Genomic DNA, 11,767 nt, shown 5'->3' with positions numbered 1-11,767 from the left:
CCCCGGAACCGACGCCGACCTCGACGCCGACCCCCGAGCCACCTCCACCGGCGGAGCCGGCCGCCCCCGCAGCGCCACCCCCGGAACCTCCACCGGCCGCCGAGGCTGCGCCGGCCGCGACCTCCGCCAAGAAGGGGGTCGCCACCTGGGAGTTCGACGGCACCCGCGGGGCCCTCGGGGACGTCGGCGCAGGCTGGTACTACACCTGGTCCCCCTCCCCGGCGGCTGGCCCCGCGGGGGTCGAGTTCGTCCCCATGATCTGGGGGCGCGACGCGGTCACCGACGAGACCCTCGCTCTGGCGAGCCAGCAGGGCACGGTGCTCCTCGGTTTCAACGAGCCCGACCTGGCCGAGCAGGCCGCCATGAGCGTCGAGGAGGCCCTGGACCTGTGGACCCGGCTCGAGGGCACCGGGATGCGGCTCGGCAGCCCCGCGGTGGCCTACGGCGCGGACACACCGGGCGGGTGGCTCGACCAGTTCATGGCGGGGGCGCAGGAGCGGGGCCTGCGCGTCGACTTCATCACGGTCCACTGGTACGGCTCAGACTTCAGCGAGGCCGCCGTCGGGCACCTCCTCGAGTACGTCGATGCCGTCCACGCGCGGTACGGCCTGCCCGTCTGGGTCACCGAGTACGGGCTGATCAACTTCGCCGGCGAGCCGAGCTACCCGACCGGTCAGCAGGCCGAGGCGTTCATCGCCGGGAGCACCCAGGGGCTCGAGGCTCGCCCCTTCGTCGAGCGCTACGCCTGGTTCGGGCTGCCGGCCGTCGGGGACAGCGTCGAGTTCGGCCTCTACCTGGACGGCTCCACCCCGACCGCCGCGGGCAGGGCCTACCGCGCGGCAGGCCCCTGAGGCGAGGAGGGGTGTGGCGCGTCAGGAGGCTCTGGTCTACTGGCTCGCATGACGGTGGGACCTGAGTCCGCGGTGCTCGACGCGGCGTCGTACATGGGCGTGGTCGCGGGCAGTGCGCCCGGTCGCGAGTACAAGGCGTTCGCGCGAAGAGCCCTGGATCTGCACGCCGGGCTGGAGGTCGTGGACATCGGCTGCGGCCCGGGGACAGACCTGCGGGCGCTGGCCGACGCGGTCGGACCCACCGGATCGGTCATCGGCGTCGACCGGGACCCGCGCATGCTCGAGCGGGCAGGCTCCGTGGCCGACGGGGCGGTGATCAAGGTGCGGCAGGGCGACGTCCACGACCTGCCGTTGGCCGACGCCACGGTCGACCGGGCGCGCACCGATCGCGTGCTGCAGCACGTGGACGACCCGCGCCGAGCGATCGACGAGGTCCGCCGGGTGCTCCGGCCCGGTGGCCGGGCGGTCTTCGCCGAGCCGGACTGGGACACCCTGGCCATCGCCGCCGAGCAGGTCGACGCGAGCCATCGCTTCCGCGACCACGTGCGCGACGTCGTCGTCAGGAACGGTCACATCGGGCGTCAGCTCGCTGGCCACGCGCACGCCGTCGGGCTGCACGTGAGGAGCGTCGACGTCGTCCCCGGTGTGTTCCGGGACTTCGCCCTGGCGGACACGATCCTCGGGATCGAACGCAACGTCGAGCGCGCCATCGCCTCCGGGCACCTGGCTGACGGGCAGCGGCAGTGGGTCTCCGGGTTGAGGCATGAGCCGTTCGTCGCGACCCTGACCGTGTTCGTCGTCACCGTCGAGAAGGTGCCCGCCACCGGTGGTGCGAACCTCTCCTGCCGCACTCCGGAACCGTTGCGGCTGCTCGAGGCGATCGACGGGTGAGGTGCAGGTCGGTCCTGGCCGGGGCGCTACCGTGCTTGTCAGACCGTCCTGACCTACCGTCGTGCGGAAGTACCAACCCGCCAGACGACGGCCACACCGTGGAGGCACGCGCATGGAGCTCGCGCTGTATCTCGCGGCGGCAGTCCTCGGGGGACTGCTCGCCTCGGCGATCCGGCTCCCTCCCCTGGTGGGCTACCTCGCAGCAGGTTTCGCTCTGGGGGCTCTCGACTCCCCTGCCCCCGCCGGCCTCGAGGAGATCGCCGAGATCGGCGTGGTGCTCCTGCTCTTCACGATCGGGCTCAAGTTCGACGTGCGGACCCTGCTGCGCCGAGAGATCTGGCTCACCGCGAGCGTCCACATGGCGCTCTCGACCGCTGTCGGGCTCGGATTCCTCGGACTGCTCGTCGTGATCGGGGTTCCCCTGGTCGCCGGGGAGTCCTTCGGCGCCCTTGCGCTCGTCGGGTTCGCCCTCTCGTTCTCCTCGACCGTGTTCGTCGTCAAGGTGCTCGAGGACCGCTCCGACACGACCTCCCTGTACGGGCGCATCGCTGTCGGCCTGCTCGTGCTGCAGGACGTCGCCGCCGTCGCGTTCATGGCTGCCGCGGGCGGGCACGTGCCGAGCCCGTGGGCGCTGCTGCTGGTCCTCGTGGTCCCGGCCGCGTGGCCGCTGCACCGCATCTGGGACCGGATCGGGCACGGTGAGCTGCAGGCCCTGTTCGGGGTGACCGTCGCCGTGGCCCTGGGCTGGGGCGTCTTCGAGGTGTTCGGCGTGAACGGTGAGCTCGGCGCCCTGGTGATGGGCGCACTCCTCGCCAAGCACCCCAGCTCCTCAGAGCTCTACCGGTCCCTCATGACGTTCAAGGACCTCATGCTCGTCGCCTTCTTCCTCGAGATCGGGCTGCACGGGAGCCCCGGGCTCGAGGAGGTGCTGCTGGCGGTCGCACTGCTGGCCGTGCTGCCGTTCCAGGTCGCCTTCTACGCGGTCCTCCTGTGGGCGATGAGGCTGCGGCGCCGGACCGCCTTCCTCGCGGGGCTCGTCCTGGCGAACTTCTCCGAGTTCGGGATCATCGTCGCGGTGGTCGGCGCCTCGGCCGGGTTGCTCGACGAGCGCTGGGTGGTGGTGATCTCTCTCGCGGTGGCCATCAGCTTCGCGGTGTCGGCCCTCCTGAACCGTCGCGGCGTCGAGCTCGCCACCAGGATGGTCCCGCTGCTCCCGCACCACAGCACCCAGCAGCTCCACCCCGACGACCGGCTCGTCGACGTGGGCAAGGCCGATGCCCTGGTCATCGGGCTCGGTCGGATCGGCGCGGCCACCTATGCCCAGCTCCGAGACAGGTACGGGCTGTCCGTCGTGGGGGTCGAGCACGACCCGGTGCGGGTGGCCGAGCTCGAGGCCGATCGGTTCGAGGTGCTGCGCGCCGACGCGACCGACGTCGAGTTCTGGGACCGCGTCGAGCGCGCCGGGCAGATCAAGGTGGCGGTGCTCGCCATGCCGTTCCACAACGCGAACCTCATCGCCCTCAGCCGTCTGCAGGCGGCGGGCTTCACGGGAACGGTCGCCGCCGTGGCCCGCTACGACGACGACGTCGCCGAGCTGCGCCGGCACGGGGCTGGTGCCGTCTTCCACCTCTACGGCTCAGCGGGTACCGCCCTCGCTGATCACGCGGCGGAGGTCCTGCTGGGCAAGACCGACCGGGGGCCGTCGCACGGGCCCGCGGCGGGGACCTCCGGGACCTAACCCACCCCACCGGCGCTGCCGGCTGCGCGTGCGAACCGCCCTGCCATCTCACCGAACGCGCTCGCGAGCTCTGCAGGGCCGATCACGTCGATCTCGGTGTCGAACCGCGCGAGGGTCGCCGCCAGACCCACCCAGGACCATGCTCCCAACGTCACTCGGCAGCGCCCGTCGCCGAGGTCCTCGACCACGCCGTCGTACGCGTACGGCACCACGTCGCGGGCAGGTGCGTGCACGATCACCTCGCCTTCGCACGGCCAGTCCCGGGTGCCTCCCGGGGCCACCCCGCGCCAGCTCCCCGCGACGAAGGTCGCCGCGTCCCCGTCAGGCACCTCCCGCAGCGTGAAGCGCGCGCCGCCAGGGGTGCGGGGCACGAGCCGGTCGAGCCGGAAGGTGCGCCACTCCTCGGCGTCCAGGTCCCAGGCGAGGAGGTACCAGCGGCCGGCACGGGTGATCAGGTGGTGGGGCTCAGCGCGACGAGGGGGTCGGTGGTCGTCCAGCGGGGCAGCGGGGGAGCGGTAGTCGAAGCGGAGCACCTCGCGGGCGCGGATCGCGGCACTCACCGCCGTCAGGACGTCTGGGTCCACGGGGTCGGCGACGGCTGCGCCAGGCACGGTCTGGACCTCGAGGGCGTCGACGCGGTGCCGCAGCCTCGCGGGGAGGATCTGGCGGACCGTGGCGAGCGCGCGGGCCGCAGCCTCGGCGACGTCCGCGCCCGTCCCGGCGGCCGTCCGGAGGGCGACGGCGAGGGCGACAGCCTGCTCGTCGTCAAACAGCAGGGGCGGCACGGCAGTCCCTGCCTCGAGCCGGTAGCCGCCCTCGCGGCCTCGGGTGCTGGTGACCGGGTAGCCCATCTCGCGCAGGCGGTCGACGTCGCGACGCACCGTGCGGTCGCTCACCGCGAGGCGGTCGGCCAGCAGGGTCGCCGGCCAGTCCCGCCGCGCCTGGAGCAGGGACAGGAGGGTGAGGAGCCGGGAGGAGGTGGTGGGCACGTCTCCAGTGTGCCCGTGCTATGCGGACAGAAACTGTCCAGTTGCTCTGTGAGTGTGCGGGGGTGTCGCCAGACCGTGCGGCGCACCCGTCCTCGTAGGAGAGAACATGTCCATCAGCACCGTCACCCACATCAACCTGCGCGGCGAGGCCCGTGCCGCCCTCGAGCTGTACCGGTCCGTGTTCGGCGGCGAGCTCACCGCCGTCACCTACGCCGACGCCCACGCCGTCCAGGACCCCGCCGAGGCTGATCAGGTCATGTGGGGCCAGGTCGTCTCGGCCGACGGGTTCCACGTCATGGCCTACGACGTGCCGTCCTCGCTGCCCTGGGAGCCCGGGCAGAACGCCTACTTCGTCTCGGTGCGCGGCGCCTCGGTCGAGGAGATCACCGAGCGGTGGGAGCGCCTCGCCGTCGGCTCCACCGTGATCGTCCCGCTGGCGCCGGTCGGCTGGGCCCCGCTCTACGGAATGCTGCGGGACCGGTTCGGCGTGGTCTGGGTGCTCGACGTCGCGGCGGCGTACGACGGCGCCTGAGGACGGCAGGTGGCGGTGGTCGGCGCAGGTCCGACGTCGGCTACCGCCCGAGCCCGCTGCCCTCGACGAGGTCGAAGGCGTTGCCCTCGGGGTCGATGAGGGTCATCGAACGGCGCCCGTGGTCGTTCACGCTGCCGACCCGGCGGGCGCCGAGCTGCTGCAGTCGGCGGGACTCGGCGTCGAGGTCGTTCGTGGTCAGCTGCAGGTGCAGCGGCGTGGTCAGCGCGCGGCCGTCGGTGACCTGGCGGAACACCAGGGGTGGGATGCCCGCGGTGCTCCCGGCGACGAGCTCGGCACGGGCCGGGCTCGCGCCGGGGGAGAGGTCCACGCGCAGGGCGGCGGCCCAGAACTGGGCGGCGGCCAGGGCGTCGAACGCGTCGTACGCGAGCCCGGCGAAGGTCGTCGTCCGGGGCCCGCTACCAGCAGGAGTGGCGGCACGGTGCTGGGCGAGGGGAGCGGTCGTGGTGGTCATGGGGACTCCTTCGGGGAGGGGGCGGTGCCTCGTGTGGACCGGGGCCCTCGAGCCGCGTAGCCTGAACGGAGGTGCCTCCGCTTCGTACCGACAGACTAAGCGGAGGTTCCTCCGATTAGCAAGAGGAGAGCCGTGCCGACCGCCACCACCAAGCCGCTCCGTGCCGATGCTCAGCGCAACCGTGACCGCCTGCTCGCGGTGGCCACCGCCGCGCTGCTCGAGGACGTCGACACGCCCCTGGAGACGATCGCCGAGCGCGCCCAGGTCGGGATCGGCACCCTCTACCGCCACTTCCCGAACCGGGACGTCCTCGTCGAGGCCGTCTACCGGCACGAGGTCGAGGAGCTCTGCGACGCGGCCCCCGTCCTCCTCGACGGCGACCGCCCGGCGATCGAGGCCCTGCGCGAGTGGGCCGGGCACTTCGTGCGGTACGCCGCGGCCAAACGTGGTCTGGCCGCGACCCTCCGCGCCGCCGTCGGCTCGGACTCCCCGCTGTTCGCCGAGACCCGCGAGCGCATCGTCGGCGCCCTGGACGTGCTCCTCGAGGCATGCCGGGCCGAGGGCTCCGTGCGCACGGACGTCGGCGCCGAGGACGTCGTGCTCGCGATGTCGGCCGTCTGGCTCGTGCCCGACGGCGACCACTGGGACGCCCAGGTGCGCCGGGTGCTGGACCTGGTGGTCGACGGGCTGCGGTTCGGCGCCGGCGGGCCAGGCTCGGTTCCCTGACCCGCCCGCCGCGCCGGCCTACCTGCCGTGCGGGTCGCTCGCGTTGACCGCCGCGAGCACCTGCGCGTAGTCGCCCCGCGCCTCGCCGAAGCGCAGGAACTTCGCCTGCTCGACGAGCACCTCGGGGACCTCGGGCTGCTCGCGCAGGATGGTCATGACCTCGGCGATGAAGTCCGCGAGGGGCAGGGCGTTCTCGTTGGTGGCCTGGCCGGGCATGAGGTCCGTCTGGACACTCGGCGGCACCAGCTCGACCACCCGCACAGCGGTGTCCGCGAGCTGCAGGCGCAGGCTCTCGCTGAGCATGTGGATCGCTGCCTTGCTGGCGTTGTAGCTCGGGGTGACCCGGAGCGGGACGAAGGCCAGGCCTGAGGAGACGGTCATGATCGTCGCGGCCGGCCGGGACTGAAGATGCTCGAGGAAGGCCGCGATCAGTCGCACGGGCCCCAGCACGTTGGTCGTGACGGTCCGCTCGGCGCTCGCGAGGAAGCCATCGCGATGGTGCCAGTCCTCTGGCTGCATCACGCCGGCCATCGTCACGAGGGTGTCGAGGTCGGGCCACCGTGCGATGACGCCGTCGGCCGCGGCCTGGATGCTCGCGGGGTCGGTGGTGTCGACGTGCACGGTGCCGAGGGCGGGGTGCTGGGCGGCGATCTGCTCGAGGAGCTCGGTGCGGCGCCCGCCGATCACCACGGTGCTGCCGGCGTCGTGCAGGGCGAGGGCCAGGGCGAGACCGATGCCGCTGGTCGCGCCGGGGATGAAGACGGTGCTGTCGTTGATGTTCATGGCACCACCGTGCAGAGCGTCGTCCGGGGGCGGGAGCGGAGCGGTGATCGGGGGATCGACGGTCCCTGGTTCCGGCGCCTCAGAGCCTGGCCCCGCTCACCCCCGCCGGGGCACGATGGTCACGTGGACCGACCTGCCCTCGCCGACTTCCTCCGCCGACGCCGTGAGGCCCTGCGCCCGCAGGACGTCGGGCTGGTGGCCGGGCCTCGTCGTCGGGCCCCTGGGCTGAGGCGGGAGGAGGTCGCCCAGCTCGCGGCCATGTCCGCCGACTACTACACCCGCCTCGAGCAGCGGCGCGGCCCCCAGCCCAGCGAGCAGATGCTGGCCTCCCTCGCCCGTGCCCTACGACTCGACGGCGACGGGCGCGACCACCTCTACCGGCTCGCGGGCCGCAACCCGCCCGGCCCCGAGGCCGGCGGCCGGTTCGTCGCCCCCGCCCTGCAGCGGGTCCTTGACCGGCTCGAGGACACCCCGGCCCTCGTGCTGACCTGGCTGGGAGAGACGCTGGTCATGAACACCATGGCCGTCGCGCTGCTGGGTGACCGGTCCGGGTACCGCGGTCTGGCGCGCAGCGAGGTCTACCGGTGGTTCACCGACCCCGACGGAGCGCGTCAGATCTACCCGCCCGAGGATCACGAACGCCAGTCCCGGGCCCAGGTCTCCTCCCTGCGAGCGGCCTACGGGGTGCTCGGGCCGCGCTCGCGGGCCGGGGAGATCGTCCGCGCCCTCGAGCGTGAGAGCCCCGAGTTCGCCGCGATCTGGCAGCGTCACGAGGTCGGCCGCCGGTTCGAGGACCACAAGGTGCTGCTCCACCCCCAGGCGGGCCCCATCGGGCTCGACTGCCAGGCGCTGTTCACCGAGGACCAGTCCCAGTGCCTGCTCGTGCTCACCGCCCCGCCTCGTACCGACGCCGCCGAGAAGCTCGCCCTGCTCCGGGTCATCGGCACCCAGGACCTGGGCCCCGAGGTCGCTGCGACGCGGGCCCCGAGGTAGGCCCGCGCGGCAGCGCACCCCGGAGGGGAGGTCAGACGGCGGCCGGCGTGAACCGGGTGGCCTGCCGGGACGCGACCCCCACCGCCAGCACAGCGAGCACGACGACGGCGGCACTCGCCACCGCGTAGGTCGGCACGTCCACCACGGGCACCCTCGCACCGAGCAGGCCCGCACTGACCCCGATCACCGCGGGGATCACCGCCAGGGTGCCGAGCGCCCACGCCGTCAGCCCCGTGCTCAGGGACTCGATGGTGGTCATGGTCATGAGCTGGCGACGGGTGGTGCCCGTGCGGTGCAGCAGCCCGAGCTCGTCGCGACGGGCCGCGGTGGTGAGCGCGAGGGTGGTCGCGGCGCCGAGAGCGACGACGACGAGCAGCACGAGCAGCAGCGCGGCCGAGAGACGTCGATCGGCGGCCCCCGCCCCGATCGCGCCGTCGACGTAGCCGGGCACGTCGGTCGACACGACCCCCATCCCGTCCAGCGCGGCTGCGACCCCGTGCGGGTCTGCGCCGGGCTCGACGTCGACCAGCACCGTGACGGGACGGTGGTCCAGGCCCTGGGCGGCGGCGGTCCCCGTGCCGATGAGGTAGTCCCCGACACCGAGGCCACGCGAGTACAGCGCGACCACGCGGGCCGCCACGACCTCCTCGCCGAACCGGAGCGAGATCGAGCCGCCGAGGCGCGTACCGACCTCGAAGGCGGCGTCGGTGCTGATCGCGACCGTACCCGGGGTGACGAGGTCGGCCAGGGTGCCCTCGACCACGCCGGGGTCGAAGGGCGCTGCTCCCCTGCCGGCGTCCTGGCCGGTGGCGCCGACGGAGGGGACCAGGCGCAGCACCGTGCTCTCCCAGATCAGGCCCTCGGCCCAGGCGAGGTCCTCGTCGGTGTCGATCAGCACCTGCGCGGGCACATCGGTCAGCGGCTCGACGGCCGCGACACCGGGCACGGCGGCGAGCCGGTCGAGATCCCCGGCGTCGAGGGGCTGGTCTGCCGTCCCGACGAGGTCGACGGCGAGGGCCGCTTCGAGCTGCTCACCCGCCGCCGTCGCGACGGCGCGGTCGACGCTCGTCTGCACGGTCGCGACAGCCACGATCAGTGCTAGCGGCACCACGACCGTCGTCAGGCGTCGTGAGAAGCCGCGCACGTTGCGGACCGCGAGCATCGGGGCGGGACGGCCCAGCGGACCGCCCAGGCGGGCCAGCCGGTCGAAGATCCAGCCGACCAGGACCGGTCCGGCCAGGGCGGCGGCCCCGATCAGCAGGAACGCGGAGATCGCGGCGACCGCGCTGCCCACCGTGCCGGGCATGATCATCGGCGAGAACGCCGTCGCCAGCCCGGCCGCAGCCATGGCCAGGGCGCCCCACCGGCGTGCGGGCCCCACCTCGCTCTGCTCGACGGCGCTCTCCCGCAGGGCTGAAGTCGGCTCGGTGCGGGCTGCCTCCCGCGCCGCGATCAGGCCGGCGGGCACAGCCGTGAGGAGCACGAGCAGCAGGGCGCCGAGCACGGGCCAGGGGGAGAGGGTCGAGACGAAGTCGGGGGTGACGACCCCGGAGTCGATGAGCAGGGGGTCGAGCAGCCGCGCTCCGAGCAACCCGAGGACGGCACCCACCGGGGCCGCGACCAGGGTCACCATGACCAGCTCGAGGGTCACGAGCTGCCGGACCTGGTGCGGGGTCGCACCGACGGCACGGAGCAGGGCGAGCTCGCGACGACGGCCCCGCAGCGCGAGGCTCACGGTGGCCGCGACGACGATCATCACCACGACCAGGGCGAAGCCGGAGAAGGACGAGGCGACGGCGACGAGCATGTCCCCGCCGAGGGCGTCGCGCGGCGAGGTGGCCGGGGCGCGCAGCCCCGACTCGAACATCACGCCCGTGACGGCGACCAGGGCGGCGGCCAGGGCCAGGACGATCGCGGTCCCGGCGAAGGCGCCGCGATGGGCGCGGGCGGCTGAGGTGGCCAGGTTCCACATCTCGATCACCGGGCCCGGTTCAGCAGCGCGGCGGTGACCTGCTCGGCCGTGGGGGCCTCGAGCTCGTCGACCACCACGCCGTCGGCCAGGACGACCACGCGTTCGGCCGCCGCGGCGACCGTGCTGTCGTGCGTGACCACGACGATCGTCTGGGCGAGGGCCCGCGCCGACTCGCGCAGCACCTCCAGCACCGCGGCTCCGGTGCGGGAGTCGAGGGCCCCGGTGGGCTCGTCGGCGAACACCACCGCGGGGCGGGTGATCAGGGCCCGGGCGATCGCGACCCGCTGGGCCTGCCCGCCCGAGAGCTCCCCCGGGAGACGGTCAGCCAGCTCGGCCACCCCGAGGAAGGCCAGCAGGTCGGCCTGCCAGGCGGGGTCCGGCACGCGCCCGGCGAGCACCAGCGGTAGGCGGACGTTCTCCACCACGCTCAGGTGTCCGATGAGGTTGTAGGACTGGAACACGAAGCCCACGTGCTCGCGGCGGAACCGCGTGAGGTCGTCGGGCCGCAGCGCGGTCAGGTCGTGCCCGGCGACCAGCACCTGCCCGTGGCCGGGGGAGTCCAGGCCCGCCGCGCAGTTCAGCAGGGTCGACTTGCCTGAGCCGGACTGGCCGACCACGGCGGTGACCGAGCCGGCGCGCAGGTCGAGGGAGACCCCGCGCAGGGCGTGCACGGGCTCCCGGCCGGGGTAGCTCTTGTGGACGTCGACCAGGCGCACGGCCGGGGCGCTCCGGTGGTCCCGCGTCGGGTGGCTGGTGGTGGGGCTCGGGGTGGGCACGATGGCTCCTGGGGTCGAGGTGCGATGTCGCTCTCGACGCTAGGAACCGGGGAGGGGTCCCCTCGAGCCCCGGAAGGACGGCTCCACCAGGTTCCATCCTTCGATGCAACCTCCACCCCATCTCGTGTCAGAACCTCAGGGTGCCCTGGGTATCCCAGGTTCTGACACGAGGTGGGTCAGGTGGGGATGTCGACCACGCGGTTCTGGTAGGCCCAGACGACGGCCTGCAGTCGGGACCGCACCCCGAGCTTGGGCATCATCCGCGCCAGGTGCGACTTCACGGTCGACACCTCCAGCACGAGGCTGCGCGCGACCTCCTCGTTGGACATGCCCTGGGCCAGGAGCAGCAGGATGTCCAGCTCACGGGCGGTGAGCAGCTCGGTGGCGCGGGCCGCCGTCACGGGCTGGGTGCGGCGCCGGTCGAGCAGCTCGCGCACCACACGCTTGGTCAGGGTGTCCGCGAGGGTCCCGTTCCCCGCCGCGACCGACCGCACGGCGTCGACCACCGTCGTCGGCTCGGCGTCCTTGAGCAGGAACCCCGAGGCCCCGGCCTCCAGGGCTCCGAAGAGGTAGTCGTCCACGTCGAAGGTGGTGAGGATCAGCACGGGGATCGGCTCGGCCACCCCCGGGCCGCACAGCTCACGGGTCGCGGCGATGCCGTCCATGCCAGGCATCCGCACGTCCATGCAGACCATGTCCGGGCGCAACCGTCGGGCCGCCTCGACCGCCTGCGCGCCGTCCGGCGCCTCGGCCACCACGTCGATGTCCGGCTCGACGCCGAGCATCGCGCTCAGCCCCGCCCGGACCAGCGGCTGGTCGTCGGCCACGATGACACGGATCATCCGAGGGGCCCTTCGGTCGAGGCGTCGGCGGGCCGGGACCCGACCGCGCCGTGGGCGGGCAGCGTGAGGGTGACCAGCCAGCCACCGTCGGACTGGGGGCCGTGGGTCAGCTGGGCGTCGGTGAGCTCGGCGCGCTCGCGCATGCCGATCAGGCCCAGGCCACCGCTCGGGCCGTCCTCGCCGGGGTCCCGGTCGCCGCGCC

Annotated in this window: 12 protein-coding genes and 1 pseudogene; 6 read left to right on the top strand and 7 right to left on the bottom strand. The window is 73.5% G+C overall.

The genetic code is table 11. The features are described 5' to 3' along the window. The 3 genes from L0B03_RS07930 to L0B03_RS07920 all read left to right on the top strand — a co-directional run. Positions 1-851: glycoside hydrolase family protein (locus tag L0B03_RS07930; protein ID WP_250445274.1), on the top strand; the 851-nt coding region annotated here is incomplete at its 5' end. 48 nt (positions 852-899) lie between these two features. Further along, positions 900-1,742: a methyltransferase domain-containing protein gene (locus L0B03_RS07925; protein ID WP_250445273.1), complete on the top strand. Its 843-nt coding sequence runs from the start codon at positions 900-902 to the stop codon at positions 1,740-1,742. Positions 1,743-1,854: 112 nt separating this feature from the next. Further along, positions 1,855-3,480: a cation:proton antiporter family protein gene (locus tag L0B03_RS07920; RefSeq protein WP_250445272.1), complete on the top strand. Its 1,626-nt coding sequence runs from the start codon at positions 1,855-1,857 to the stop codon at positions 3,478-3,480. Here L0B03_RS07920 and L0B03_RS07915 read toward each other — a convergent pair. Further along, complete coding sequence (locus L0B03_RS07915; RefSeq protein WP_250445271.1) at positions 3,477-4,469, bottom strand: YafY family protein; 993 nt, start codon at positions 4,467-4,469, stop codon at positions 3,477-3,479. The two genes, L0B03_RS07920 and L0B03_RS07915, sit on opposite strands and share 4 nt — an antisense overlap. Positions 4,470-4,575: 106 nt before the next feature. Here L0B03_RS07915 and L0B03_RS07910 point away from each other — a divergent pair, with 106 nt between their 5' ends. Next, on the top strand, positions 4,576-5,001 hold the full coding sequence (locus L0B03_RS07910; protein ID WP_250445270.1) for a VOC family protein: 426 nt from the start codon (positions 4,576-4,578) through the stop codon (positions 4,999-5,001). A 40-nt stretch (positions 5,002-5,041) separates the two neighbouring features. Here L0B03_RS07910 and L0B03_RS07905 read toward each other — a convergent pair whose 3' ends face one another. Continuing rightward, the gene (locus L0B03_RS07905) at positions 5,042-5,473 is read right to left on the bottom strand and encodes a VOC family protein (protein ID WP_250445269.1); all 432 of its coding nucleotides are present in this window, start codon (positions 5,471-5,473) and stop codon (positions 5,042-5,044) included. A 132-nt stretch (positions 5,474-5,605) separates the two neighbouring features. Here L0B03_RS07905 and L0B03_RS07900 point away from each other — a divergent pair, with 132 nt between their 5' ends. After that, entirely contained in the window at positions 5,606-6,199 is a 594-nt protein-coding gene (locus L0B03_RS07900) for a TetR/AcrR family transcriptional regulator (protein ID WP_250445268.1), read from the top strand. Between the two features lie 18 nt (positions 6,200-6,217). Here the strand turns inward: L0B03_RS07900 and L0B03_RS07895 are convergent, their stop codons facing one another. After that, the gene (locus tag L0B03_RS07895; RefSeq protein ID WP_250445267.1) at positions 6,218-6,982 is read right to left on the bottom strand and encodes an SDR family oxidoreductase; all 765 of its coding nucleotides are present in this window, start codon (positions 6,980-6,982) and stop codon (positions 6,218-6,220) included. A 123-nt stretch (positions 6,983-7,105) separates the two neighbouring features. On the opposite strand from L0B03_RS07895, the gene L0B03_RS07890 reads away from it, so the two are divergent. Continuing rightward, positions 7,106-7,975: a helix-turn-helix transcriptional regulator gene (locus tag L0B03_RS07890; protein ID WP_250445266.1), complete on the top strand. Its 870-nt coding sequence runs from the start codon at positions 7,106-7,108 to the stop codon at positions 7,973-7,975. Between the two features lie 31 nt (positions 7,976-8,006). Here the strand turns inward: L0B03_RS07890 and L0B03_RS07885 are convergent, their stop codons facing one another. From L0B03_RS07885 to L0B03_RS07870, 4 genes and pseudogenes are all read right to left on the bottom strand, one after another. Further along, positions 8,007-9,947, bottom strand: a complete 1,941-nt coding sequence (locus tag L0B03_RS07885; protein ID WP_250445265.1) for an FtsX-like permease family protein — start codon at positions 9,945-9,947, stop codon at positions 8,007-8,009. Between the two features lie 5 nt (positions 9,948-9,952). Then, on the bottom strand, positions 9,953-10,726 hold the full coding sequence (locus L0B03_RS07880; protein ID WP_374204911.1) for an ABC transporter ATP-binding protein: 774 nt from the start codon (positions 10,724-10,726) through the stop codon (positions 9,953-9,955). A 173-nt stretch (positions 10,727-10,899) separates the two neighbouring features. Continuing rightward, the gene (locus L0B03_RS07875) at positions 10,900-11,565 is read right to left on the bottom strand and encodes a response regulator transcription factor (RefSeq protein WP_250445263.1); all 666 of its coding nucleotides are present in this window, start codon (positions 11,563-11,565) and stop codon (positions 10,900-10,902) included. Then, positions 11,562-11,767, bottom strand: a pseudogene (locus L0B03_RS07870) (hypothetical protein); the annotation flags it as partial. The pseudogene L0B03_RS07870 and the gene L0B03_RS07875, both read right to left, overlap by 4 nt.

Source organism: Actinotalea sp. C106 (genome assembly GCF_023630195.1).
Taxonomy (GTDB): domain Bacteria; phylum Actinomycetota; class Actinomycetes; order Actinomycetales; family Cellulomonadaceae; genus Actinotalea.
Note: the sequence above shows the minus strand (reverse complement) of the source record. Positions and strands in the feature narration are given on the sequence as shown.